The organism is Sorangium sp. So ce131 (assembly GCF_051519095.1).
In the GTDB taxonomy this organism is placed as follows: Bacteria; Myxococcota_A; Polyangia; order Polyangiales; family Polyangiaceae; genus Sorangium.
In genome coordinates this window covers 923,144-949,141 of the sequence record NZ_CP150455.1, presented here as the reverse complement: position 1 = coordinate 949,141, position 25,998 = coordinate 923,144, and the positions used below count along the sequence as shown (strand labels likewise).

Genomic DNA, 25,998 nt, shown 5'->3' with positions numbered 1-25,998 from the left:
CTACGGCGCCGCGGGGGCGGCGACCAAGACCGACTCGATCTGGCGGGGTTGATCGACGGGTGCGGTGAAGCACGCCGCGTCGCGCACGGGCATGTCGTCGGCGCGCACGAGGTGGAGCGTCCCGGCGCCGTCCGCGAGCGGCGCGCTCTCGCCGGCCCGCAGCGTGACGACCCCGGAGACCGCCTCGCCGAGGAGCGACGCCTCGAGCGGCGCGACGAGGCTGCCGCACGCGTCGTGGAACGCCTCGCACTCCGCGAGCGGCTCGAGGACGGCCGAGAGCTCGGCGGCCGGGCTGTTCCGGCCGACCATCGACCAGCGGGCGAGCACGTTGCCGCGCAGCGCGAAGAGGGCGTACGCCTCGCTCTCGATGTAGACGCCGGTCGCGGACGCCTGCTGCCCCGGCGGGAGCTCCGGGTAACGGCCGCCGTCGATCGCGACGTCGACGACGCGCAGGGCGTCGCCGGCCTGGATCGGCATCGCCTCGGCAGGCACGCAGAGGTAGAAGGAATCGCCTTGCTCGGTCGCGATCGCGTGGCAGCCGTCCGGAGACGACGTCACGCCGGCGACGACCGCGGTCTCGGAGGTGGACGTGGTCCAGTCGAGCGTGCCCCCCTCGAACGAGGCGCCGCACTCGCCCGCGGGCGTCGGGAGCTCGGCGGGCGGCGCCGGGAACACCGCCGGGTGCTCGGCGAGCTCGAGCCGCGCCCCGGCCCGCTGGAGGACGATCATCACGTCCGGCGGCGGGCTCTCCGTGGCGGTGGTGAGCATCTGCGTCGGGAAATCGGCCTGGGACCACGCGAGCAGCGTGAGCGGCAGCCCGTCGGCGTCGATCAGGTAGGCGTCGCACCCCGCGTTCTGCAGCGGCAGCGCGCGCCCCGGCGCGATGAGCCAGGTCTCGGCGTTCGCGAACAGGTCGCGCGAGAGGGCGCCCGTCGGGTCGGCGAGCAGCGCGCTGCAGTCGACCTGCACCGACTCCCGGAGCCGGCGCACGCGGAGGAGCTGCTCCTTGCCGGTCGTGTTGCCGATCACGAGCGACGCGGACTGCGCGGGCAGCGGCCCCTCGCAGCCCGGGCCGCCGTCGCACGGCGTCGTCTCTCGGCTCGTGGCCACACACGCGAGGCTGCCCGCCATCAGCGCCAGCCGGCGCGCGACCGGCCGCGCGGGCTCGGGCCGCCGCATCACCTCGCCGAGCACGCGGTACGACACGAGGAGCATCGGCAGCGCGACGAGGTCCGTCGGATCGACGGTGATGCGCCACGGCACCGGCGTGAGCGCCATGAGCGCCTCGACCGCGCGCGCGGCCGCCGGAGAGAGCTTGATGGCCGCGAAGACGGCGAAGGTGGCCGCGTGCGCGCCGAGGAAGCCGCGGCGCGAGGACACCCCGAGCAGCGAGGCGAGGACCGCGGGCGCGACCAGGAGGCCGGCGAAGTCACTGAGCTTTCCGGTCAGCCAGCCGGGGAGCAGGCCGGCGCCCTTGAGGAGGTGATCGTTGAGGACGAGGAGCGCCAAGGCCCCCAGCCACAAAGGGTGGATGAGCGCTCGAACCGCGCGTGGATCCCGGGACATGAAAGCCATCCTCCGAGCGGCGACGGCCGACCTGGCGAGGTCAGCAAGGAGCGCTCCGCACGGGGACGGGCCCTCAGCAAGCGATATGCCTGGAAGGAAGGCGAATTGTTTCGATACCTTGGCGTGAGCGTCGTCGCGCGCCCCCTGACGCCTGTGTCAGGGCGGCCGGCGCTCAGGGCTGGAGGACGACCTTCACGCAGTCCTCGAGCTTCTTGTTGAAGACCTCGTAGCCGTGCGGGGCACGCGAGAGGGGCAGGCGGTGTGTGATGACGTCATCCGCGCGGAGCTTGCCCTCCTGGATGAGCTGGAGGAGCTGATCGACGAAGTTGTGCGCCGGCGCCTGGCCGGCCACGAGCTTGAGGCCCTTGTCGAAGAACTGGCCGAACGGGAAGTTGTCGTAGGGCACGCCGTAGACGCCCACGACCGTCACGACGCCGCCGCGGCGCACCGCGCTGAAGGCGAGCTTGAGGGCCGAGATCGACCCCACCTGGCCGTGCACCACGTTGGAGGCCTTGTCGAGCAACGTGCGGTGCGCCTCCATCCCGACGGCGTCCACGCACACGTCCGCGCCTCGCCCGTTCGTCATCGACCGGATCGCCTCGACGGCGTCGGTCTTCTCGACGTTGATGGTCTCGGCCTTGGCGATCTCGCGGGCCTTCTGCAGGCGGTACTCCTCCCGATCGACGCCGATCACGCGGCCCGCGCCGCGCAGCCAGGCGCACTTCATCGCCATGAGCCCGACCGGCCCACAGCCGAGCACCGCGACCGTCTCGCCGCCCTTGAGCTCGGCCCACTCGATCGCCGTCCACCCGGTGGGGAGGATGTCGGTCGTGAACAGGACCTGCTCGTCGGTGAGCCCGTCAGGCACCTTCCTCGGCCCGACGTCGGCGTAAGGGACACGCACGAGCTCCGCCTGGCCGCCGTTGTACCCGCCGTAGAGATCCGTGTACCCGAAGAGCGCTCCCCCCTTGCTCTCGACCACCCCGCCCTCCGGGCCATAGTGCTTGGGGTTCGAGCGCTCGCAGTGGCCGGGGAGCGCGTGGTGACAGAAGAAGCAGCTGCCGCAGGCGATGGGGAACGGGACCACGACCCGGTCGCCCTTCCTGAGCTTCGTGACGCCCGAGCCGACCTCCTCGACGATGCCCATGAACTCGTGCCCGAGCACCATGGGCTTCGGCTGCGGGAAGAAGCCGTTGTAGATGTGGAGATCAGACCCGCAGATCGCCGTCGCGGTGACCCGCACGATGGCGTCCGTGGGCTCTTCGATGCTGGGATCCGGGACGTTCTCGACGCGTACGTCGGAAGGTTTGTGGAAAACAACGGCCTTCACGGTGCCTCCTCCTCTTGGGGAACATCGGACTCGAGCGCGCGACGGCGCTGTCCGATCGAGCTCACACACGAACAGCGGAACCGGGGCGCAGGTCGCACAAAGCGCGCCACGACGGACAGCGGACGCCGAGGTCGAGATCCGGCCGCCGCGGAGAGCGCCGGATGTGGCGAGATGCCCCATGAGGCGATTGATCGCAGGAGCGCGCTCGGCCGCCTGGCCCGCCGTGCTGCTGCTGGCGGCGAACGAGGCGCCCGCGGGCGGCCTCTGCCTCCGCTCGCGGCGCGGCTGGTAGCTCCGCCCCGAGCGGTGGTCTACTGCTGCTGCCGATGGTCCCGTCCCCGCCCGAACCGCTCCTCGGCGCGAGCTTCGTCCGCGAGCTCGAGGTGCTGCAGCGGCGGCTCGAGATCCGCGCCCGCTCCGGCGGCTCCGGCGAGCACCTCGCGCGGCGGCGCGGCGGCGCGGCGGAGTTCAAGGAGCACCGGGCCTACGCGCCCGGCGACGACATGCGGCGCATCGACTGGGCCGCGTACGCGCGCACCGGGGAGCCGGTGCTCAAGCTGTTCCGCGCCGAGGAGGACGTCATCGCCCGGATCGTCTGCGACGCGTCCGCGTCGCTCGACTTCGGGGAGCCCACGAAGCTCGACGCCGCGCGGCGGCTCGCGGCCGCGATCGGCTACATGACGCTCGCGCGCTCCGAGCGCGCGCAGCTCTTCGTGGCGGGCGACGGCATCGCGCGCGAGCACCCGCCCGCGCGCGGTCGCCCCGGGCTCGCCGCGCTGCTCCGCGCCCTCGACGGCGTGCGGGCGGCCGGCGGGACGCACCTCGCCAAGGCGGTCGACGCGGTCGTGCGGCAGAGCGCGCGGCCCGGCCTCCTCTGCGTGCTCTCCGATTTCTTCGACCCCGGCCCGGTCACGGCCGCGCTCGGGCGCGCGGCGCAGGCGGGCCACGACGTCGCCGTGGTCCAGGTCGTCGCCGCCGAGGAGCTCGCGCCGGGCCTCGAGGGCGACCTGACGCTCGAGGACGCCGAGACCGGGGCGCTCGTCGACGTCACGATGGACGCCGCGGCCCTCGAGGCGTACGCCGCGCGCTTCGCCGGGCTCTGCGACGCCCTGCGCGCCTTCGCCCGCCGGCACGGCGCCACGTACGTGCGCGCGCGGAGCGACGAGGCGCTCGAGGGCGCCGTCCGGCGCTTCGTCTCGAGGAGCGTCGACTGACGTGGCGGCGCCGCTCGCGCAGGCCTCCGGGGGCTCGGCCCTGACGCTGCTCGCGCCCGGCGGCCTGTGGCTGCTCGCGCTGCTCGGCCCGCTCGTCCTCCTGTACATCCTCAAGATCAAGCGGCGGCGCCGCCGCGTCCCGTCGACCTGGCTCTGGGCCGCCGCGCAGCGCGACCTCCTGGCGCGCGCGCCGTTCCGGCGGCTCATCGCCCAGCTGCCGCTCATTCTACAGGCGCTCGCGCTCGCGCTGCTCGCCCTCGCCCTCGCCCGCCCCGCCTCGCGCGGGCGCGCGTTCACCGGCGACCACGTGGCGATCATCGTCGACGCGAGCGCCTCGATGTCCGCGGCCGCGCGGGCGCCGTCCGGCGAGGCGACCACGCGCATCGAGCTCGCGAAGCAGCTCGCGAGGGACCTCCTCTCCGGCCTCACCCCGGGCAGCGACGCGTTGATCCTCGAGGCGGGGCGCGACGCGCGGCTCGTCGCGGCGCTCGATCGCGACCTCGTCCGGCTCCGGGCCGCGGTCGACGCCATCGCGGCGCGCGACGTCGAGGGCGACCTCGGCGCCGCGGTCGCGCTCGGGGTCGACCGGCTCCGGCAGCTCGGCGGATCCCGCCGGATCGTCGTGATCACCGACGGCAACCTGGCGCGGCCCGCCGCGCTGCGCGGGGTCTCGCTCCCGCTCGAGGTCATCACCGTCGGCGACCCCGTGGACAACGCCGCGATCGTCCGCGTCGACGTCCGCTCGGGCGCTGCCCCCGCCGACGCGGGCGGCGGCGCGCCGGCGCGCGAGGAGGTGCAGGCCTTCCTCGTGGTCGCGAACTTCGGGGCGCAGCCGCGCGACGTCTACGTGACCATGCGGCAGGACAACGCCTCCGACGTGCTCGGCTCGCGGCGCGTGCTGGTGAAGCCCGGCGAGCGCCTGCCGGTCGTGCTCACGTTCCGCCCATCGCCCGGCGATCGCCGCAAGGGGCTGCTCTTCGAGCTCTCCCCGCGCGACGTGATGCCGGTCGACGACGTCGCGTACGGCCGCGTCCCGGCCGGCGACCGGCTCCCGGTCTTCCTCGCGTCGGCCGGCGAGGGCCAGGGCGGGGAGCCGACGGCGGCCGCCGGGGGCTCCGGCTGGCTCGAGCGGGCGCTCGCGTCCGACCCGATGACGGCGGTCACCTCGGGCGCGCTCGCGGATCTGTTGAACGCGCCCGGGCTCGATCCGGACACGTTCGTGGTGATCGACGGCGCCTGCCCCGCCGACCCGCCGGGCGGCGATCTGCTCATCGTGAACCCGCCGCCCGGGCGCTGCTTCGGCGCGCTCGTCGGCCCGACGCTCGAGCGCCCGACGCTCACGTCGTGGGACACGGCTGATCCCCGGCTGCGCTTCCTCACGCTCGACGGCGTGCACCTCCGCGCGGCCTCGTCCCTGCGGCCCGAGGCGGCGGCGCGGGAGCTCATCCGGGCGCAGGAGGGCACGATCGCGGCCGACATCTCCACCACCTCCCGGACCGGCACGCTGCTCGGCTTCGACGTCGGCGAGAGCGACTGGCCGCTCAAGGCGTCGTTCGTGCTCTTCGTGCGCAACCTGCTCGAGCAGGCGCGGGCGCACCGCGCCCACGGCATCACGGGCCCCGCGCGCACCGGCGAGCCGCTGCGCGTGAGCGTCCCCGGGACGGCGCGGGACCTCGAGGCGATCGGCCCCGCCGGCGAGCGGCTCGACGTCGCGCTGCGCGCCGGCGTCGCGGTGATCGCCGAGGCGCCGCGCGCCGGCTTCTACCGCCTCGCGTGGCAGGGGCCGCAGGCCGGGTCGGTCCTCGTGCCGGCGAACCTCACGAGCGTCGCCGAGAGCGATCTCGCGCCGAGGCCGCTCTCGGCCGAGGGCGATGCGGTCGCCGTGTCGAGCGCCGCGGGCCGGGCGGACGCCCACACCGAGTGGACCTGGCTGCTCGCCCTCGCGGCGCTCGCGTTCGTCCTGTTCGACGTCTGGTACTTCACGCGCGCGCCGCGGCCGGCGCCGGCGCGCCTCGCCCCGCTCAGCAGGTCGCCCCTGCCCTGATCGCGCAGAGCACCGGCTCGGCCTGGGGCCGGGCCCGGTGCAGCCGGTGCGCCCGGCGGCGCGACGACCACCTCCGGCTCGGCCGGTTGCGCTCCTCGGCCGAGGCGTACCGCAGCCGCGTCACGCAGCTCGCGGGAGCGCAGGTCTCCTCGCGCGGGAGCCACTCGCCCTGGAGCGACACGCCGCGCGCGTCCTCCCGGACCCCGCGCGACCAGAGCCACGCGGCGAGCGCCTCGCCGAGCTCGCGCAGGCTCGACCAGCGCGCCGAGGCCTCCTTCTGCAGCCCGCGCTCCAGGATCGCCCAGAGACCCGCGTCGACGCCGCACAGCTCGACCAGCGACGGGACCGTGTCCTGGAGGACCGCGCGCAGGCCGTCGAGCGCGTTCTTCGACGAGAACGGCGGCCGGCCCGCGAGCAGCTCGTAAAGCATCGCGCAGAACGACCAGACGTCGGCGCGGCGGTCGACGCTCGGCAACGCGAGCGCCTGCTCCGGCGGCATGTAGTCGGGTGTCCCGAACACCTCGAAGCTCCCCGACGCCGGGCTCTCGTCGCCCTCGGAGACGATCTTCGCGACGCCGAAGTCCACGACCTTCGGCTGCAGCCAGTCCGAGCCGCGGCGCACCAGCATCACGTTGTCGGGCTTGAGATCGCGGTGGATGACCCCCTTCTCGTGGGCCGCGTGCATCGCGCCCGCCACCGGCAGGAGCAGCGCGATCGCCCGCTCCGGCGTCATCCAGCCCTCGCGCGCGACCACGCTCCGCAGCGACTCGCCCTCGATGAGCTCCATCACCAGGTAAGGGTCGCCCTCGGCGGTCTCGCCCAGGTCGAACATCCGCACGATCTCCGGGTGGTTCATCCGGCCCGCGGCGCGCGCCTCGCGGAGGAAGTAGTCGGTGAGCTCCGCCGACCGGAGCTCCGGGCGCATCAGCTTGATCGCGACCGCTCCGCCGATCGCCTCGTTCGTCGCCACCCAGACCGCGCCCATCGCCCCCTCGCCGATCTTGCGGACCAGCCGGTACTTGCCAGCGATGAGATCGCCCTCCTGGTAGTGCACGCCGCACGCGAGCTCACCGAACCCCTCGCCGAGGTCCCATGAGCTGTCGTCCGTGCTGCCCCAGACGTCCGTGATCTCGATGCGCGACATGGTCTCTCCTGCCCCCGTGCTGCGCGGCCTCGCCACGCTCGTGGCGCGCTGCGACCTGCGCGATGCCGAGAAGCAGGCAACGTGCCATCCCTGGGAAACCATGGAAAGCGCTCCAGGAAAGGGCGAAATGCCGACAGAAACCCGCGCGAAACCGACACGGGCGTCACATGGCTGCCCCGATGGGGCACTCGGCCACACCCACGCCGGAGCGGGATCCCGCGGGCGGGGCAAAGATGCTGTACTGCGGCTCCCCTGCATGCGGACCCAACGGAGGCCTGGGTGATCCCGGCGGCCGCGCTGCGCGCCCTGCCCTACGCCGCGACGCTGGCCGGCGTGTTGATCTTCGCCGGGCTGCTCCGCGCCGCGCTCCGGGACGGCGCGCGCCGCCGCCCGATCCTGCTCGCCTGGATGATCGCGGGCGCGCTGCCCGCGCTGCACGTAGGCCTGGTCTGGTGCGGGCTGCTTCCGGGCGCCCACCTCCGGCTCGCGCGCCCCTGGGGCGCCCTGCTCGCCCTGGGCGCAACCTCGTTCGTCGCGCTCCGGACCCTCGCGCTCGCGCGCGCCTCGGCGCACGCGTCCGCCCACGCCCAGAGGCAGGAACCGTGGCGCGCCCGGCTCGGCGATTTCCTGAGCAACTTCGCAGCGTTCGCTGCGGCCATGGCCGTCGCTGGGCCGGAGCTGGGTCGGCCGCTCGACCGGCTCACGGTCCTGCTCGCCGTCGATCGCAGCCGCTCGATCGACCTCGTGCCGAGCGCGGACACGCGCGTCGCGCACGAGCTCGCCGTGGCGGAGCTCGGCATGCGCGAGGGCGACCGCATCGCCACGATCGCGTTCGCCGCGGGCGCGGCGACCGAGGATCCGCCGCGCCCGCGATCGCAGCTGCCGGCGCCGCAGCGGGTCGCGCTCGGCCGGGACGGGACGGATCTCGCCGCGGGCATCCGGCGCGCGCTCGCCGAGGTGCCGCCGGACTCCGCGGCGCGCGTCGTGCTGGTCACCGACGGCGTCGCGACCCGGGGCGACACGATGGCGGCGGCGGCCGCCGCCGTGGCGGCCGGCGTCTCCATCGACGTGCTCCCGCTGGAGCAGCGGCGCCTGCCCGACGTCCGCGTGGTCGCCCTCCGGGCGCCCGCGCGGGCGGACGAGGGCGAGGCGCTCGACCTGCGGCTCGTCACCTCCTCGCCGGCGCCGGCCGAGGTCGAGATCCGCCTCCGCCGCGACGGCGAGCTCATCGCCCGGACCGAGGCCTCGATCGCGGCGGGCGAGGACGTGCTGCGCATCCGCCAGGAGGCGCCGGGGCCGGGGCTGCACCGCTACGACGTCGAGATCACCGCGAAGGACCCGGGGCTCGACGAGGCCGCCGAGGACAACGCGGGGAGCGCGTTCGTCCGGGTGCGCGGCCCGGCGGCGGCGCTCGTGCTCGAGGGCGACGCCGGCCAGGGCGCGTTCCTCGCGCGGGCGCTCGAGGCCGGCGCGTTCCGGGTGGACGAGGGGGGCGTCGCCCAGGTCCCCGCCGATCTCGGGGGGCTCGCCGGCTACGACCTGGTGGTGCTCAGCGACGTCCGCGCGTCGGATCTCTCGCCGGGCCAGCTCGACGCGCTCGCGAGCTACGTCCGCGATCTCGGCGGCGGCCTGCTGCTGATGGGCGGCGATCGGAGCATGGGCCCGGGCGGCTATGCGCGGACGCCGGTCGAGGAGGTCTCGCCCGTGTCGTTCGACCTGAAGCAGGAGCGCCGGCGGGCGAGCCTGGCGCAGGTGATCGGCATCGACATCTCCGGCTCGATGGCGGCGAGCGCGGGCGCGCACACGAAGCTCGAGCTCGCCAACGAGGCGGCCGCGCGGTCGGCGGCGCTGCTAGGCCCCGGCGACCGGCTCGGCGTGGCGCACGTGGACACGGCGGTGCGGTGGAGCGTGCCGCTCGGGCCGGTGGCGGACAAGGCCGGCATCGACCGGGCGATCCGCGCCGTGGGCCCGGGCGGCGGCGGCATCTTCGTCGACATCACGCTCTCGGCGGCGTACGGGGCGCTCGATCGGGAGGCGGTGAACCTCAAGCACGTGCTGCTCTTCGCGGACGGGTCGGACGCGGAGAACATGGGCCCGTGCCGTGTGATGGTGGAGGCGGCGAGGCGCCGCGGGATCACGACGAGCGTCGTCTCGCTGGGCCAGGGCAGCGACGTGCCGGAGCTGGAGGTCCTGTCGCGCCTCGGCGGCGGCCGGTTCTACCTGGTCGAGGACGCCGCGCGCCTGCCGGCGGTGTTCACGCAGGAGACGATCCTCGCGGCGAGGAGCGCGATCGTGGAGGAGCCGTTCCAGGTCGCGCTGGGCGCGCCGTCGCCGGTCACGGCGGGCGTCCCGTTCGGCGAGGCGCCGCCGCTCGCGGGGTACGTGGTGACGATCCCGAAGGGCCGGGCGACGGTGCTGCTGACGGGCCCGGAGGGGGATCCGATCCTCGCGGCGTGGTCGGCCGGGCTCGGCCGGGCCGCTGCGTTCACGAGCGATCTCAAGGACCGCTGGGGGGCCGCGTGGACCCGCTGGCCGGGCGCGGCGCGGATGATCGCGCAGGCGGCGCGCGACGTGACGCGCAAGGCCGAGGACCCGCGCGTGCGGCTCGAGGCGGACGCGTCGGGCGGCGAGCTGTCGGTGCGGGCGAGCGTGGTCGGCGACGACGGGCGGGCGCAGTCGTTCCGGCGGCTCCTGGTGCACGTGGCGGGGCCCGACGGGATCGCGCGCGAGCTCCCGCTCGAGGCGACGGGCGCGGGGACGTACACGGCGACGCTGCCGCTGTCGCGGCCGGGGACGTACGTGGCGGTGGCGCGGGACGAGCTCACGGGGGAGGCCGTCGGGACGACGGGCGCGGTGATGTCCGCGGGCGAGGAGCTGCGCCCGACGGGCAGCGATCTGTCGCTGCTCGGCCGGATCGCGGAGTTCACGGGCGGCAAGCGGCGCGACACGCTCGCGGGGATCTTCGAGGATCGGGCGGCGAGGCGCTTCGCGTACGAGGACGCGACGGAGGAGCTCGTGTTCCTCGCGGCGCTCGCGCTGCTCTTCGCGGTGGCGGCGCGGCGGCTGGCGCTGCCGGAGGCGGCGGCGGCGTGGGGTGCGCGAGCGCGCGCGGGGCTCTGGGCGAGGCCGTGGGGGGCGGCGGCGGAGGCGGCCGGCGCGGGCGCGACGGTGGGGGCGCTGCTGTCGGCGCGGGAGCGCGGGCGCGCGCAGCGCGAGGGGGCGCAGGCGACCGCGGCGCCGCGCGGCGGCGAGCGCGGCGAGCGCGCGCCGGCGCGGGCGGCCCCCGGGAGGCCTGCGCAGCCGCCGTGGGCGCCGCCCGGGAGGCCGGCGCGGGCGCCGGAGCAGGCGGCCGCGCGACCGGAGCAGCGCGGCGTTTCGGCCGGAGCGTCGGCGGCCTGGGGGCAAGGCGCGCGCGGGGCGGCGGTGCCCGATGCACACACGCCCGCAGCGCCTGCAACGACGACAGCCGAAGAGCGGCCGCTCACGGCTGCGGAGAAGATCCTGGCGCGCCGTCGCGGTCGCCGGTGACATGGCCTCTCGGCCGTCGCGAGGCGGACCATGAGCTCTCTCGACGCTGAGCGGACAGCAGACATCCAACAGGTGCTGTCGCGCGCGTTGGCGCCGAGCGGCGGGGCGCAGGCGCAGCATGCTCCAACGGTGGGGCGTGCTGTCGTTTGAGCATGAAGATGGGAGACGGGAAGAAGATTCAATATCTCCCGTCGCCTTCATCTTCCAATTTTTACGGACCACTACCGAGGGGCGGCGAGCGCCAATCCAGCGCTGGGGGCTACGCGAGCGCTCCCACCGCTTGCGCCGGCGCCGCCGGGTGCTGCGGCGGGAGTCCGAGGCGCTGCCGCACCTGCGCGATGCCGACGCCCACCCCGCCCGCGGCGAGCGCGAGCGGCCAGGGCCTCCCGGTCTTCTGCCGGATGAACGCGCGCACCCGCCCCACGTCCTCGACGACGGACGTCAGCTGCGCCGGATCGTTGAAGTTGTTCACGAAGGCGTTCGCGAGCGCCTGCTGTCTGCTCCGGTTGTCCGCCCGCCCGTCGCTCCCGTATTGCGCGAAGAGGAGGTGGAACACCCCGGCCGGCGCGCCTGCGAGGAGCAGGTTGTTGAACCGGTCGGTGGGCCCGCCGTGCCGCGCGTAGAAGCGATCGAACGTGCGCGTCATCCAGTCGGCGTCGAACGGGCGCTCGCCGTGCGCCACGACGCACTCGACCAGGTTGCGCGCCATCTTGTTGCCGCTGTTGGCGCCCTGACCGCCGACCGGATCGAGCGACATCGCCGTGTCGCCGAGCGGCGTCACGATCCGGCCGGAGGGCAGCCGCCCGACCGGCTTGCGCACCGTCGGGACGACCCGCCCGTTCTGCCATCCATGCTTGTCCGACAGCTCGGCTGTCTTGAACCAATCGTGGTCCCAGGGGATGAGCTCCTTCACCAGGTCCTTCGCGATCGCGACGATCTCCTCTCCGCTCTTCGCCCCCTGGAATCGGTCGAGCGGCCCTCCGGGGATCGCCTCGAAGAGACAGTTCCAGCTCGGTCCCACGTCCTTGTGGTGGTAGGGCACCCAGAACGCCTCCCCGATGCCCGCGAACAGGTTGAACTTGACCGGGAGCAGCGGGACGCCGTCGAACCCGAGCTTCGGCCCCGTCACGCACATCATGACGACGTTGCGCTGCGCGTCCGCGTGGACGCTGCGCGCCGCGTCGCGCTCGAACAGGCGGCACAGGTCGGCGCGTCCGGCGGCGACCACGGTGAGGTCGTTCTCCGCGGCGATCTCGTCCAGCCGCGGGACCGTGACCGCCTCGATCACGATCTTGCCGCCCCGCGCTTCGAGCTCGAGCATCCACCGGTGGCTCTGGAGCCGGAGGTCGATGGCCATGAACGGCCGCTCCAGGCGGCCCGCCAGCGTCAGGAGGCGGTTGCCCGGCGCGGCGCACGCGGTCAGGTGCGCCCCCTCGCCCCTCGGCGCGGCGTCTTCCCAGAAGGCCAGCCCGAGCTCGCGCTCGAACTCGAGCGCCATGTCGAACCGCGCGGCCGTACCGGTCGGCTTCGACTCGTTCAGCCACTGCTCGGGCGTGCGATCCGAGTAGAGCGTTACGTCGTAGCCGGTCTTCACCAAGGCGTGTGCTGCGAGCAGGCCAGCCTGTCCAGACCCCACGATAGCAATCTTGCGCATAAGGACCCCCGGGTTGCGTTGGTCTGCGTTCGTCCAGAGGACGAAGCGCGCCGAGCCGTCCACGTCGGTCCGCCCTTCGGGTCCATCGAGGCGTCGCGAGCATGGAAAGCCCAGTCAAGATAGACCGTATCACCTCGGCCATGGGCACAGGAAGCCCGCCGCCCGCCTCGATGCGCGAGGGGTCGAGCGTGGCGTGAGGGCGGAGCGCTCTCTCCCCGAGGCCAGCTCGCTTCACGCGCATCCCGCCCGCGCCCCCTCCGGAAAGAGCCCTCGGAAGGCCGTCCGCGCCCCCTCCGGAAAGAGCCCTCGGGGGAAGGCCACGCGCTCCCTCCGGAAAGAGCCCTCGGGGGGAGGGGGTGTCGCGCGGGGGCCGAGGGGTAGGGCCCCACGAACCCGAGCGCCGGCCCGCGCCGAAGCGAGTCGCTCATGGACTCGGCACCTCCGCGCCGCTGGCAATAGCCACCACAAGGCGCGAGTTCGTGGGAGGGGCCCCCTCGGCCCCCCGCGCGACACCCCCTCCCCCCGAGGGCTCCCCTGCGCCCTGCTGGGCCCTACCGCCGCGCGCGCATGAGCCCCCGCGCCTCCGCCGCTCGCGCCGCTCCCGCCGCTCCCGCCCCACCGCGCCCCCCGACCACCGCGCCCCCCCGCCGGTTGCGAGGCGCTGCGCCTTGGAGTAGCGTCCGCGCCGCCGCGGGGCCGGGCGATGTCGCTCGCTTCGCTCCAGCGGACGAGCCGGGCCTCCAGTGCGCGCCCCGGCTCGCGCCGCGCCCAACGCGCACGGGAGACGAGAATGGCCCGAGGCTCGACAACCACGCGCAGCGCATCGGACGCTGCCGAATCGCTCATCGGCCGGGGCGCCCGCATCCGCGGGCGGGTCCACGGCGACGGCTCGCTCCGGGTCGAGGGGAACGTCGAGGGGGACATCCAGCTGGCCGGCGACCTCGAGATCGAGGACGGCGCGTCGGTCACCGGGGACGTCGAGGCGAGCTCGCTCGTCGTCGCCGGGCAGCTCACGGGGAACGTCACGTCGCGAGGCCCCGTCACCATCCGGGCGACCGCGCAGCTCGCCGGGGACATCGGAGGCAGCGAGGTGGTCCTCGAGGAAGGCGCGGCGTTCGCCGGGCGCATCGAGCTGGAGTTCGACATGCCCGCCGAGCTCGCGCAGCCGACGGGCGGTCGCGGGCAAGGCGCCCGCCGCGAGCCGGCGGGGCGGTAGCGCGCGTTGACCTACGAAGAATCGCGCCGCGGTGGCGCGGCGAGGAGCACGAACGTGGCGGGTACGATCATCGGAAACGGGCTCACGATCGAGGGCGAAATCACCTCCGACGAGGAGGTGATCGTCGCCGGCACGGTGCGCGGCAAGCTGACCGTCGAGGGGCCTCTGACCATCGACGCAGGGGCGCAGGTCGAGGCGGACATCGGGGCGGCGTCGCTCCAGGTGGGCGGCCACGTGACCGGCAACGTGACGGCGGCCGACCGCGTGGATCTCCTCGCGGGCGGGCGCCTCGTCGGCGACGTCAAGGCGTCGCGGCTGACCATCGCGGACGGAGCCTCGTTCAAGGGCAACGTCGACATGGACGTGTAGCCGATGGCCGCCCAGTCCTCGATCGGGCCGACCACGGCCATCCGCGGCAACGTGCAGGGCGACGGGGATCTCGAGATCCTCGGGCGCGTCGAGGGGAGCGTCGTCATGACCGGCGACGTGACCATCGGCGAGGGCGCGCTCATCCAGAGCGACGTCCGTGGGCGGCGCGTGATCGTCCGCGGCGCGGTCGCCGGCAACATCTCCGGCGACGAGGCGGTGATCCTCGAGCCCGGCGCCCGCGTCGTCGGCGACCTCGGCGCCCCGCAGATCGGCATCCAGGCCGGCGCGCTGGTGCGCGGCAACGTCACCACCGGCGCCCCGCGCGCCGCCGCCCCCGCGCCCGTCCGCGCCGCCGCCCCTGCAGCAGCAGCGCCGCGCGCGGCCGCGGCGCCCGCAGCGGCGCGGCCGGCGCGGGCGCAGGCGGAGCCGCGCTCGCCGGCGCCGGCGGCGCGCACCGCCCCGCGCGCCGCTCCCCTGCCCGCGCGCCCGGCGCCCGCCGCACGCACCGCCCCCGCCCCGGTCGAGGCGAGGCCCGCGGCCGCGCCCGAGCCGCGCCACGCGCCGGCCCACGACCTCGCGCCGGCGCACGACGACGAGGACGCCGAACGCGCGGCCGCGGCGGCGGGCGAGGGTGACGAGCCCGAGGCCGAAGGCGGCGCCGGCGGTCCGCCGCCGCCGGTGGTGCCTGCGCTCCGGAAGGGCGCCGCGAAGGCGTCGCTCCGCAGGAAGGGCGGGCGATGAGCTCCGCTGGCGCGTCGGAGCGGGAGCGGCTCGTCGCGCTCTTGCGGGAGCGCTCGTTCGAGCAGAAGCGATTCGTCCTCGCGTCCGGTCGCGAGAGCGATTTCTTCATCGACTGCAAGCAGACGGTGCTGACCGCCGAGGGGCACGCCCTCGTCGGCTCGCTGATGTTCGAGGCGCTCGACGCGCTGCCGCGGTGCGAGGCCGTCGCCGGCGTCGAGCTCGGGGGATGTCCTCTCGCGAGCGCCGTGTCGCTCACGAGCTACCTGCGCGGCCGCCCCCTCCCCGCGCTCTACGTGCGCAAGGAGGTCAAGGATCACGGCTCCCGTCGCCTCGTCGAGGGCGATCGGGGGCTCGCGCCCGGGACCCCCGTCGCCATCCTGGAGGACGTCGTCACGACGGGCGGCTCGACGCTGAAGGCGGTCGAGAAGCTGCGCACGGCGGGCGCCTCGGTCATCGGCGTGATCGCCATCGTCGACCGCCTCGAGGGCGGCGCCGAGGCGATCCGCGAGGCGGGGCTGCCGTTCGTCGCGATCTGCACGCGGCGGGATTTCCTCCCCGACAGCGCGCCCCGCTGATCCGGCCCGCGCCGCCGGCCGGCGCAGCGCGCCCCGCCCTCTCCCGCGAAGACCGGCGGGTTACTCCGCCGCCTTCGCCTGCGGCTCGCCGAGCAGCGGGAAGCCGAGCGCCTCACGCTGCGCGAGGTACGCCTCGGCGACCGCCCGCGCGAGCCCGCGGACCCGGCCGATGAACCGCTGCCGCTCGGTCACGCTGATCGCGCCGCGGGCGTCGAGCACGTTGAAGCGGTGCGCCGCCTTGACCACGAAATCGTACGCCGGGAGCACCAGCGCCTTCTTCGGGTCGATCGCCGCCCCCTTCGCCGTCGGGTCCACGCCCCGGTAGAGGAGCCGCTTCGCTTCGGCCTCGCACTGGTCGAACGCCGCGAAGTGCTCTGCGACGTCGGCCTCCTCGAAGTTGTACGTCGACCACTCCCACTCCGCGCGCTGGTAGAGCTCCCCGTAGCGCACGATCTTCCCGCCGACGTCCGAGTAGACGACGTCGAAGATGCTCTCCTTGTCCTGCAGGTACATCGCGATCCGCTCGAGGCCGTACGTGAGCTCGCCGGACACGGGCCGGCAGTCGATGCCGCCGATCTGCTGGAAGTAGGTGAACTGCGAGATCTCGAGCCCGTCGATCCACACCTGCCAGCCGAGCCCCCACGCGCCGAGCGTCGGCGACTCCCAGTCGTCCTCGAGGAAGCGGACGTCATGCTCGAGCGGGTTCGTTCCGATCGCGCGCAGCGACTCCAGGTAGAGGTCCTGGATGTTGATCGGGCTCGGCTTGAGGATGACCTGGAACTGGTGGAACTGCTGGAGACGGTTCGGGTTTTCGCCGTAGCGCCCGTCCGCGGGTCGGCGCGAGGGCTCGACGAAGGCCACGTTCCAGGGCTCGGGACCGAGCGCGCGCAGGAACGTCGCCGGGTTGAACGTGCCGGCGCCGACCTCCGAGTTGTACGGCTGCACGACGAGGCAGCCGCGCTCGGCCCAGAACTTCTGCAGTGCGAGGATGAGGTTTTGGAAGGTCATGGGAGGGGCGGTTCTTAGCCTGGATCGCCCGCGCAGGCGACGCCCTGCGCGGGGCTGCCCGCCCGCGGCCGCCGCGCCCCCGGCCGCCGGGGAGCGGCGCCGGCGCGCCCCTGTCGACGCCGCCGCCGCGCCGTCGCCCCCGCGACCCCTCCCGGCGCCGCGCGCTCCCCGACCTTCGCCGGCCCGACCTCCCCGCCGTCGAGGACGGCGCGGGCGGCGGTTCCCGCGGCGAACCCGGCTCACTCCGGGCGGCTGCACGTCGGGTAGTGCTCCGAGAAGCCCGTCTGATCGAGGAACGTCGAGATCACCTCCGGGTAGAGCGTGCCGCCCGGCGTCCTGCAGACGGGTTTGCCGGCGCTGTTCAGCCAGCAGTGGTTGTTGGCCGAGTCCCGGCACACCCCGAGCGGGGTGATGCCGCAGTCGGGCGAGGAGTCGCAGATGCGCAGGTCCGCGAAGACGCTCCACCCGGAGCCGCACGAATCCCTCACGCCGGCGTCGACGCAGGCGTAGACCTCCACCGCGGTCGGGTTGAAGATGTTGCCGAACATGGTGGCGTCCGGGATGGTGTAGATGAGGGCGTCCGTCGGCGAGGCGTCGTTGAGGCCGACATGGCTCCCCACCATCCGGATCGGCACGTGCGCGCCGAGGCCGTTGAGGGTCTGGAGGAGGCACGACGTCACCCAGCGCTGCGAGGACGTGGAGGCCAGCCTCATCGTCTTCCACCCCGGCGCGAGCCCAGCCGACCCCTTGAACGAGATGCCCGCGATCGCCGTGTTCACCGTCGTGCCCGAGGGGAGCGCACAGCCCACGACGTAGTGGAGGAGGTCGCGCCCGTCGTCGGTGTCGAGCAGCGGCGTGGTCGCGAGCTTGCCGTTGCTGACGAGCGGGACCAAGGCGAGCCGCTGCAGCGCCTGCTGCGTGGACGTCTTCCAGAAGAAGGCCGGGGAGTCGCCGTTCGTCACGACCCACGCCTCCTCAGCAGACATCACCTCTTCTTCGTCGCCCTCCACCGGCATCGCCGCGCATCCGAACGCGAACACGCACAACCCGAACAGCGCTGCAACCGATGCTCCGTGGCTCGCCATGACATCCTCCTGGTGCGCCGCCGTGCGGCGCGGTCTGACCGGCTAATTCCAGGTTTCGTGCCAAGCGAGCGGAGCCTCCACGCGCCGGCGCGGCGCGCCGCCGAGCACGGGTCTTCATCAAGAATTTCCGATCGTTACGCATCCACACCGGCAGCGGAGCGCCCCTCCCTACGCCATGCGATGGAGGCGCTGGCCCTCACCCGGTGCCGGCTGGAGCCTCCATCTGCCCGAGGCGCGCCGCGAGGACGGCGAACCGGGCCCGGAAGCCCGGCCCCTCGTCGAACAGCGCCTTCGCCTCCTCTAGCCCCAGGGCGGCCTCCCTGGCCCGCCCGCCGGCGATCGCCGCGTCGACCCGGAAGTACAGCAGCTCGAGCAGCTCGATCGGCAGCAGGCTGCCCCGGGACTGCGAGAGCACCGCCTCCCAGGGGTCCGCGCCGGAGCGAGGGTCGGCGGCGCGGAGGCCAATCTCGCAGAAGACCAGCTGCAGCGCGCGGTAGAACGCCCACAGCGAGGGCGCGGACGGGTCGGGCGGACAGCGCTGCTCGACCCATGCGGCGAGCTCGCTCGCCTCGCGGTGGCAGCGCCGCGAGGCGAGGATCCTCGCGAGCAGCAGGGAGCACTCGGACACTGGCCGCTCGATGAAACGCTGCTCGAGCAGATGCGCGCGGCGCGCCAGCTCCAGCGCCTCGTCCCCGCGGTCGGCGACGTGGAGCAGCTCCGCGGCGTTCAGCGTCGCCTGACGCTCGATGAAGGGGTTGCCGATCTCGCGCGCCAGCGCGATCGCCTGGCGCACCTCGGCCATGGCGAGGTCGAGCTGCCGCCGCATCGCCCTCAGGATGACGCGGTTTGCGTACGCCGCGCACAGGTGAGGCCAGTCCTCGACGGACGAAGTCAGCGCGACCGTCTCGTCGAAGCGCGCGTCCGAGAGATCGAGCTCTCCGGTGAAGGCGAGGGCGATCGACAAGAGGAGGAGCGCGACGATCCTCGTCTCGTAGTCGCCCTCGGCCTCCGCGATGGCGGCGCCCTGCGTGAGGTGCGCGACAGCCTCCTCGACGCGGCCGCGCCGGAACGAGGTGCGCCCCTCGGCCACGACCACACGGCCGTGGAGCGACCGCGACCCCAGCCGCGTGGCGATCGCGCGCGCCTCCTCGACGCGCGCCGCCGAGAGATCGAACTCGTTCGCCCAGTCCAGCGCGGCCGCCTCCTCGATCAGCGCCTCCGCGAGGAACGCCTCGTCGCCGAGCTCCGCGGCCAGCGCGCGCGCGGCGGACAGGTCCTCCGTGGCCTCGCGGGAGCGGTGGACACGGTAGCGGCTCTTGCCGCGCCCCATCAGCGCGAGCGCGCGCCGCCGCGCGTCGTCGCCCGCCGCGAGCGACAGCGCCGCCGTGTAGTGCTGATCCGCCTCGACGTGCCGGTGCGCCGCGAACGCGAGATCGCCGAGCGCGAGCCACGCGTCCGCCGCGACCTCCCGCGCGCCGCACCCGCCCGCGTGCCGCGCGAGCGGCTCCAGGAGCTCCGGGCGCGCGCCGTCCGCCTCCACCCGCGCCTGGAAGAACACGAGCGCGTGCCGGTGGATCTGCGCGCGCTGCGCCGGGTCGAGCAGCTCGTAGACCGCGTCCTGGATCACCGCGCTCTGGAACGACCAGCGCTCGCCCGCGCCGCGCTCCAGGATCTTGCGCTCGACGAGCGCGCGCAGGCCGTAGCCCGCGTCGATCGGCGTGCCGGCGTCCCCCGCCCGGTCGAGCGCGTCCTGCACGTGCTCGAGCTCCGCGCGGCCGAACGAGACGCCGAGCACCGAGCAGAGCCTCACACACGCGGCGAGCTCCGGCGGCAGCGCGTCGAGCTGCCGCTCGGCGAGCCACTGCCACGCCGGCGACGGCGGCAGCGCGTCGAGCTCCGCCGTGGCGACGTAGTGGCTGTCGGAGCGCTGGCGGCGCCGTACGAGGCCGGCCCGCTTCAGCGAGCGCACGAGCTCCGAGAGGCAGGCGGGGTTGCCGCCCGCCCAGGCCGCGAGCCGGCGCAGCGTGGCCGCGGGCGGGTACTCCGCCGGCCGCAGGAGCTCGGCGGCGAGCGCCATCGCCGCCTCTTCGCGGAGAGGCGCGAGCGCGGCGCGGCGGTGGCGGTGCGTGCGCGCGCCGAAGGCCCGGCGCACCAGCTCGAAGCGGGGGTGCGCGGCGACGAGCGCCCAGAGCGAGACGCCGGCGCCGTCGAGCGTCGCGTACTCGAGCGCGTCGACCAGCGCGTCGTCGGCCCAGTGCGCGTCGTCGAGCAGCACCGCCACCGGGCCGCGGCGCGCGAGCCGGCGCAGCCCTTCGCCGAGCGCCTGGACCAGGCCGTGGTGGAGCGACGCCGGCGCGCCGCCGCGGGGCGCGGGCGCCGGCCAGCCGAGCGCCGCCGCCACCGCCGGCCACGTCGCCTCGCCGAGCGCGTCGCCGAGCCGCTCGCGGCAGAACGCGGCGGGATCGACCGGCGCCTCCGGGGGCGCGTCGAGCACCCAGCGCAGGAGCTCCGCCGCGTCGCGCCCCGCCTCGCCCGGCAGCGGCTGCGCCGCGCGCAGCGCGATCACCCGCGCGCCGGCCGCATCGGCCGCATCGGCCGCGCCGGCCGCGCCGTCGGCGAGGCGGCGCGCCACGGCGGCGGCCTCCGCCACGAGCCGGCTCTTGCCGAGGCCAGGATCGCCGATCAGCGTGAACAGGCCCGGGCACGTGCCGTCGAAGGCCTCCGCGGCGGCCGCGGAGAGCGCCGCGATCACGTCGTCGCGGCCGGCGAGCGGCGCGTCGGTCTCGGCCGATGGCAACACCTGCGTCGAGGCAGGGCCCGGGTCGTCGCGCGCGGGCATGGCGCGCTCGAGCTCCGCGGTGAGCGCCACGCCCGACCAGGGCTCCGGGGGCAGCCAGGTCTCCGGGCGCTCGACCGCCGCGCCGTACGCCGACACGGCGCCGCGCGCCTTGCGGCGGATCGTGACGGACGCGAGGTGGAGCGCCGCCCGCGCGCCGTGCTGCGCGGCGAGCTCGCGCGCGGCGGCGAGCGCGGCCTCGGCCGGACGGTCGGCATTTTTTCCAGTGAATACGGCTACATAGCGGCGACCTCGCTGCCGCGCGACGAACCCGCCGCGGCCGGTGACGGCGGCGATGACCGGCGCCGCCGCGGCGTCCGTGTCCCCTACGAGCAGGACGACCGGGTGCCGCCCCTCGGCCACGAGCTGGGCCGGCGCGGAGGCCGCCCCCGCGATCCGCTGCGGCGCGGAGGCCGCCCCCGCGCCGCCCGGCAGCGCCCCCGGCCCGGCGGGCGACGGCCCGGCGCAGGCCGCCGCGCTCGCGCACGCGGCGGCGAGCGCGCGGCGCAGCGCGGGCACGCTCGCGGGGCGGCGGTCCGGGTCCTTGGCGAGGCACGCGAGCGTCAGCTCCTCCAGCGCGGCGGGCACGGGCGCGAGCTCGCCGGGGCGCCGCGGGCGCAGCGCGAGGTGGCCGTGCTCGATCGAGCCCTCGTCGCCCGCGAACGGCAGCTCCAGCGTGAGCAGCTCGAACAGGATGACGCCGAACGCATAGATGTCGGCGCGCTCGTCGAGCGCCTCGCCGCGGATCTGCTCGGGGGCCATGTAGTCGGGCGTCCCGAGGATCACGCCGGTGCGCGTGCGCAGCGCCTCGCCGGCCGCGTCGCCGGTCGCGCCGGGGAAGCGCTTCGTGAGGCCGAAGTCGAGCAGCACGACGCGCTCGCCGGGCTCGCCCCCGCCCCCGGTCGCGCCGGACACGTCCCCAACCCCGGTCGCGCCCCCGCCGCGCGCGATGAAGAGGTTCTCCGGCTTGAGATCCCGGTGGATCACGCCCAGGGCGTGGGCGGCCTCGAGCGCGGCGAGCACCGCGTCGGCGCGCGCCGCGACCCACGCCGCGTCGGGCGGCCCGGCGAGCGCGGCGAGCTCCGAGGCGAGCGTGCGGCCGAAGAGCCGCTCCATGGCGAGGTAGGGGCGGCCGTCGGCGAGCCGGCCGCGACCGTAGAGCCGCGGCGCGTGCGGCGGGCCGATGCGCGAGAGCGCCTCCGCCTCGCGACGGAAGCGCTCCTCGAGCATCGGCGTCGCGGAGGAGCCGACCTTGACGGCGACCTCCGCGCCGTCGCGCTCCGAGATCCCCGCCCAGACCACCGCGAAGCCGCCCTGCCCGAGGCGCTCGCCCAGCGACAAGCCGTCGATCCGGGGCGGCGCGGGCGCGGGGAGCTCGCCCGCGGGCGCGGGGAGCTCGCCCGCGGGCGCGGGCGTCCACCCGTCGAGGGGGCACGGGGCTGCGCCTTCGCGGCGGCGGTGACAGGAGGGACAGCGGTGCACTCGATCTCTCCACCCGAGCGGTGCGCGCGAGCGCGGAGCAAGCCTATGCTATTGTCGCGCGCGTTGGCCCATGGGACGCGCCGATGATGACACCCTGGAGAGCGCGTCGCCCGGAACCGTAGGGCCGGCCGACGAGACGGTCGCCCTCCCGGGGGAGGACGACGCGGCGGCCGCGGGCGGCGGGTACGAGGCCCCGGCGCCGGAGCGCGCCGGCGAGTACGTGGTCGGGAGCGCCATCGCCCAGGGGGGCTTCGGCGTGGTCTACCGCGGCACGCACGCGGCGCACGGCGCGCCGGCGGCGATCAAGGTGATGCACGCGGAGCTCGCCGCCCACCCCGACCTCATCGCTCGGTTCGAGCGCGAGGTCGAGGCGATGCGGCGGGTGCGGCACCCGAACGTGGTCGAGGTCCTCGATCTGGGGCGGCTCGAGGACGGGCGCCCCTACCTCGTCATGGAGCTGCTCGACGGCACCGACGTCGAGCGGCTCCTGCGCGCGCGGGGCCGCCTGCCCCCGGAGGAGGCGCTCGCCCTGCTCGATCCCCTGTGCAGCGCGCTCGAGGCGGCGCACGCGCAGGCGATCGTGCACCGCGACATCAAGCCGTCGAACGTCTTCGTCTGCGGCGGCGACGTCGGCGGGCGGGTGGTGCTGCTCGACTTCGGGGTGGCGAAGCTGCTCGACGCGCCGGGGCCCTCGCTCACGACGTCGCGGCAGATCGTGGGCTCGCCCTCGTCGATGTCCCCCGAGCAGCTGATGAGCCGCCCGGTCGACGCGCGGGCGGACATCTACGCGCTCGGCGCCCTGACCTACATGATGCTCACCGGGGAGCCGCCGTTCTCGGGCACGTCGTTCGTGGTGCTGCGCCAGCTCCACCTGTTCGCGAGCCCGCCCCGCCCGAGCGCGCGGGCGCGCGTGAGCCAGTCGCTCGACGGCGTGGTGCTGCAGGCGCTCAGCAAAGACCCCGCGGAGCGCCAGCGCTCGGTGGGCGAGTTCCTCGCCGGGGTCCGCGCGGCGATCGCGGCGCCCGGCGCGCGCGGCCCGGGCGGCGGCGCGGCGCGGCGCTCGGCGGTGGGCGTCTACGTCGAGGTGCAGGCCGATCCCGGCGCGCTCGACGACGCCGAGGCCGCGCTGCTCGACGATCTCGAGTCGATCATGCCGCTCTTGCTCGACGAGCTCGCGCGCGCCGGGTTCGCGGCGGCGGTCGAGGCGGGCACGACCGCGCTGGTCACGGCCGACCGGCCGCTGGATCCGGCGCGGGACGAGGCGGCGCGGCGCGGCGCGCTCCAGGCGGCGCTGTCGCTGAAGTGGCGGCTCGACGCGCGCGCCGGGCGCGACCCGCGGGTGCACGTGCGGTTCTGCGTGCACGTCGGCGAGCTCGTCGCGGGCGCGGACGGCGCGCTGACGGGCGGCGATCTGCTGGAGCTCGCGGCGTGGGTGCCCGAGGGGGCGGCGGAGGGGGTGTTCGCGTCGCCGGCGGTGCTCGACGGGCTCGGCATCGCCGCGCAGCCGGCCCCGATGTCGCGGCGGTCGAGCGCGATGCTGCGCGTGATCGAGGCGGATCGGCGGCCGGGTCAGTCGACGAAGTAGTCGCGGTCGCCGGCGAGCCCCTGCTCGAGCGCGGCCATGCCCTTGGCGACGTCGAGCTTCAGGCCCTCGCGCTGGAAGCTCATGCCCATCGCGTACAGCGTCTTGAACAGGTTGTGCGAGCGGCACTGCTCGCCCATCTGGCCGACGCGCACGATGTTGAGGCCGAAGGCGCCCGAGATCTCCACGCGGAAGGCCTTGGTCATGTACTCGCGCACGCGGGCGCTGTCGACGCCGCCCGGGAGCTTGATGGCGAGCACGCTGTTGAGGCGCACGTCCTTCGCCGCGAACAGCTCGAGCCCCATCGCCTCGATGCCCGCCTGCATGGCCAGGGAGCTCATCTCGTGGCGGCGGAACCGCCGCTCGAGCGTCTCCTCGCAGACGAGCCGCAGCGCCTCGTGCAGCGCGAGCACGCCGGGGACGGGCGCCGTGTAATGGTACTGCTGGTAACCCCAGAACCGCTGCGCGCGTGTGGCGTCGTAGCACCAGTGCGGGCGCGGGGTGGGGCGCTCCTCGACGACCTTCCAGGCGTCCTGGGAGAACGCGCACGCGGAGACGCCCGGGATCGACGACAGCGCCTTCTGCCCGCCGACGATGCCGACGTCGATGCCCCACTCGTCCATGTGCACCGGCATGGCCGTGAGCGTGACCACCGCGTCGACGATGGTGAGGGCGCCGTGCGCCTTCGCGAGCTTGCAGATCTCCGGCAGCTCCACCATGCGGACGCCGCACGACGTCTCGCCGTGCGCCATCGTGACCACGTCGTAGCGCTGCTTCTTCAGCGCCTCGCGCACGTCCGCGAGCGTCACGGGCCGCCCGGGCGGCCCCTCGAGGAAGGTCACGTCGGCGCCCACGCCGAGCGCCATCTCGCCGAGGCGTCCGCTGAAGGTCCCCACCTTGAGGCAAAGGACCTTGCGCCCGGGCCAGCACAGGTTCGTCACGGCCATCTCCATCGCCGCGGACGCGGGCCCGGCGATGCCGATGATCTTGTCGCTGCGCGTCTGGAACGCGTACGCCGCCATGTACTTCACGTTCTGGATGACGCGGTCCATGGTGGGGCCGAGGTGGTTGATGATGACCCCGTTCGCCTGCGCCACCGCCTGCGGGATGGGCACCGGGCCCGCGCCCATCAGGAGCAAGGGCTCGGACGGCAGGATCGCGGCGAGGGGCGTGATCGGGGGCGGCAGGATGGAGAACGACATGGCCAGGACCTTGGGCAAAAGCGCGGAGCGCGCTAGCAAGCCCAATGCATCCTGCGGCGTCAAGGCCTACCCGGCAAGCGGACGCGGCCCGAGGAGGCCCTGCTCGCCGCGCCGCCCCTGGGGGGGAGAGGGCGACGCGGCGAGCAGGACCCCCTCAGGCCTGCCGTGGAGACGGGGACGGCACCGCCGCGGCGCGCGAGCCTGAGAGCGCTCTCCCGCGCGGCGAGGCCTGGTCCGCGCCTCGGTACGGACGACCCGAGGCGATCGCCATCGTCGCAGGGCGCGGCGGCGGAACCAGAGCTCCTCCGAGCCGCGCCCCACGACGGGATCGAGCGTAGAGCCTCAACAGAGGGTCACGCGATCCATGGCTCATCGCACCGCGGAGCCGCGCCGGGCGATCGCCTGATACCCCACCACCAGGACGATGGCGCCGATCAGCGACATGAAGAAGCCGGCCGGCTCACCCTCGCGGTACATGAAGAGCATACGGCCGAGCAGCCCGCCGACGAACGAGCCGACCACACCGATGATCATCGAGACGACCCAGCCGCCCGGCTCACGCCCCGGAACAATAAGCCGCGCCAGCGCACCGACGACGAGACCAAACAGGAGAAAGAGAATGAACGACATGATGAACCTCCCATAAGAGGAGCAACCCGCTCCTCGTTGCTGCTCAGACTCTTCAGCAAGCTGCGCGCCATGCCAGGGAGTCCATCTTCTGCAGGAGCGCCCCACGGCTCCGAACGTCGGAGACAGAGGGCCCGGACCACCTCCAGGCCCGGAATTCCGCCCGGCGACGCGTTGCTCGGCGCCACAACGCGGGCGACGAGGCCCGGCCGGTGCGCGCAAGCCCACACCCGACGCGTGGCGTAATGCCTCAAACGTGCGAAACGCAGAGAGCGGGCGAGGTACCCTGCCCCAATCGCCGGCGCCGCCGCGCGGCGGGCTCATGTGCGCTGCGTGGCGCGGCGGTTGCTTCACCTCGATCGCCGCAGACACGCGCTGCGGATGTCCAGTAACCGTGATGGGAGGCGACAATGAGCAACGAGAGCGATCGAGACGAAGGGGCCGCCGAGGAGATGGGCGGCAAGATCAAGAAGGGTCTCGGCAAGCTGCTGGGCGACGAGCAGATGGAAGCGGAGGGCCGCGCCAAGGAGGTCCGAGGAAAGGTCCAGCAGGAGGACGCGAAGGCCGAAGAGCGCGCGCAGGGCGCGTTCGAGCAGGCGACGGGCGCCCTCAAGAACCGGGTCGGGAAGCTGATCGACAACGAGCAGATGGCCGCCGAGGGCAAGGCCAGGGAGCTCAAGGGCGAGAACCGGCAGAAGGCCAACCAGTAACCGCTCGTCGAGCATGCCCCTGGCCGGGGGCTTGCCTCGGGCAACGCGGCTCTGCCGCGCTGCGCGAGGTCAGCCCCCGCGCTGC

At 74.7% G+C, this 25,998-nt stretch carries 18 protein-coding genes; 9 read left to right on the top strand and 9 right to left on the bottom strand.

Features of this window, described 5'->3' with window-relative positions; all coding sequences use genetic code 11:
* Both WMF43_RS03535 and WMF43_RS03530 read right to left on the bottom strand, forming a co-directional pair.
* A complete protein-coding gene (locus tag WMF43_RS03535) occupies window positions 1-1,566 on the bottom strand; it encodes a hypothetical protein (protein WP_437677511.1) in 1,566 nt (521 codons plus the stop codon).
* A gap of 172 nt (window positions 1,567-1,738) precedes the next feature.
* Window positions 1,739-2,896, bottom strand: coding sequence for a zinc-dependent alcohol dehydrogenase (locus WMF43_RS03530; protein WP_437677510.1), 1,158 nt, complete (start codon window positions 2,894-2,896; stop codon window positions 1,739-1,741).
* Window positions 2,897-3,222: 326 nt separating this feature from the next.
* On the opposite strand from WMF43_RS03530, the gene WMF43_RS03525 reads away from it, so the two are divergent.
* A complete protein-coding gene (locus WMF43_RS03525; protein WP_437677509.1) occupies window positions 3,223-4,110 on the top strand; it encodes a DUF58 domain-containing protein in 888 nt (295 codons plus the stop codon).
* Window position 4,111: 1 nt separating this feature from the next.
* Window positions 4,112-6,154, top strand: a complete 2,043-nt coding sequence (locus WMF43_RS03520; protein ID WP_437677508.1) for a VWA domain-containing protein — start codon at window positions 4,112-4,114, stop codon at window positions 6,152-6,154.
* Here WMF43_RS03520 and WMF43_RS03515 read toward each other — a convergent pair.
* A complete protein-coding gene (locus WMF43_RS03515) occupies window positions 6,132-7,298 on the bottom strand; it encodes a serine/threonine-protein kinase (protein ID WP_437677507.1) in 1,167 nt (388 codons plus the stop codon). The genes WMF43_RS03520 and WMF43_RS03515 overlap by 23 nt on opposite strands.
* A gap of 279 nt (window positions 7,299-7,577) precedes the next feature.
* On the opposite strand from WMF43_RS03515, the gene WMF43_RS03510 reads away from it, so the two are divergent.
* Complete coding sequence (locus WMF43_RS03510) at window positions 7,578-10,826, top strand: VWA domain-containing protein (RefSeq protein ID WP_437677506.1); 3,249 nt, start codon at window positions 7,578-7,580, stop codon at window positions 10,824-10,826.
* A gap of 259 nt (window positions 10,827-11,085) precedes the next feature.
* Here WMF43_RS03510 and WMF43_RS03505 read toward each other — a convergent pair whose 3' ends face one another.
* The gene (locus WMF43_RS03505) at window positions 11,086-12,480 is read right to left on the bottom strand and encodes a styrene monooxygenase/indole monooxygenase family protein (RefSeq protein WP_437677505.1); all 1,395 of its coding nucleotides are present in this window, start codon (window positions 12,478-12,480) and stop codon (window positions 11,086-11,088) included.
* A 790-nt stretch (window positions 12,481-13,270) separates the two neighbouring features.
* On the opposite strand from WMF43_RS03505, the gene WMF43_RS03500 reads away from it, so the two are divergent.
* The 4 genes from WMF43_RS03500 to pyrE are packed head-to-tail and all read left to right on the top strand — an operon-like array spanning window position 13,271 to window position 15,381.
* A complete protein-coding gene (locus tag WMF43_RS03500; protein WP_437677504.1) occupies window positions 13,271-13,696 on the top strand; it encodes a bactofilin family protein in 426 nt (141 codons plus the stop codon).
* Between the two features lie 54 nt (window positions 13,697-13,750).
* Window positions 13,751-14,065 carry a bactofilin family protein gene (locus tag WMF43_RS03495; RefSeq protein ID WP_104986994.1) on the top strand — a complete coding sequence of 105 codons (315 nt, stop codon included), beginning with the start codon at window positions 13,751-13,753 and terminating at the stop codon, window positions 14,063-14,065.
* Between the two features lie 3 nt (window positions 14,066-14,068).
* A complete protein-coding gene (locus tag WMF43_RS03490; protein WP_437677503.1) occupies window positions 14,069-14,806 on the top strand; it encodes a bactofilin family protein in 738 nt (245 codons plus the stop codon).
* Window positions 14,803-15,381 (top strand): orotate phosphoribosyltransferase, encoded by a 579-nt coding sequence (pyrE, locus tag WMF43_RS03485; RefSeq protein ID WP_437677502.1) that lies wholly within the window; start codon window positions 14,803-14,805, stop codon window positions 15,379-15,381. Before WMF43_RS03490 ends, pyrE begins: the two co-directional genes overlap by 4 nt.
* Before the next feature lie 60 nt (window positions 15,382-15,441).
* On the opposite strand, the gene glyQ is transcribed toward pyrE, so the two are convergent.
* The 3 genes from glyQ to WMF43_RS03470 form a co-directional block, all read right to left on the bottom strand.
* On the bottom strand, window positions 15,442-16,389 hold the full coding sequence (gene glyQ / locus WMF43_RS03480) for a glycine--tRNA ligase subunit alpha (protein WP_437677501.1): 948 nt from the start codon (window positions 16,387-16,389) through the stop codon (window positions 15,442-15,444).
* A 239-nt stretch (window positions 16,390-16,628) separates the two neighbouring features.
* Complete coding sequence (locus tag WMF43_RS03475) at window positions 16,629-17,474, bottom strand: hypothetical protein (RefSeq protein WP_437677500.1); 846 nt, start codon at window positions 17,472-17,474, stop codon at window positions 16,629-16,631.
* Between the two features lie 196 nt (window positions 17,475-17,670).
* Window positions 17,671-21,792 (bottom strand): protein kinase domain-containing protein, encoded by a 4,122-nt coding sequence (locus WMF43_RS03470; RefSeq protein ID WP_437677499.1) that lies wholly within the window; start codon window positions 21,790-21,792, stop codon window positions 17,671-17,673.
* A 70-nt stretch (window positions 21,793-21,862) separates the two neighbouring features.
* Here WMF43_RS03470 and WMF43_RS03465 point away from each other — a divergent pair, with 70 nt between their 5' ends.
* A complete protein-coding gene (locus WMF43_RS03465; protein ID WP_437677498.1) occupies window positions 21,863-23,377 on the top strand; it encodes a serine/threonine-protein kinase in 1,515 nt (504 codons plus the stop codon).
* On the opposite strand, the gene WMF43_RS03460 is transcribed toward WMF43_RS03465, so the two are convergent.
* Both WMF43_RS03460 and WMF43_RS03455 read right to left on the bottom strand, forming a co-directional pair.
* The gene (locus tag WMF43_RS03460) at window positions 23,362-24,576 is read right to left on the bottom strand and encodes a pyridoxal-phosphate-dependent aminotransferase family protein (protein WP_437677497.1); all 1,215 of its coding nucleotides are present in this window, start codon (window positions 24,574-24,576) and stop codon (window positions 23,362-23,364) included. The genes WMF43_RS03465 and WMF43_RS03460 overlap by 16 nt on opposite strands.
* 369 nt (window positions 24,577-24,945) lie before the next feature.
* Window positions 24,946-25,206, bottom strand: a complete 261-nt coding sequence (locus WMF43_RS03455) for a GlsB/YeaQ/YmgE family stress response membrane protein (RefSeq protein ID WP_437677496.1) — start codon at window positions 25,204-25,206, stop codon at window positions 24,946-24,948.
* Window positions 25,207-25,613: 407 nt separating this feature from the next.
* On the opposite strand from WMF43_RS03455, the gene WMF43_RS03450 reads away from it, so the two are divergent.
* Window positions 25,614-25,913 carry a CsbD family protein gene (locus WMF43_RS03450; protein WP_437677495.1) on the top strand — a complete coding sequence of 100 codons (300 nt, stop codon included), beginning with the start codon at window positions 25,614-25,616 and terminating at the stop codon, window positions 25,911-25,913.
* Window positions 25,914-25,998: the final 85 nt, after the last annotated feature.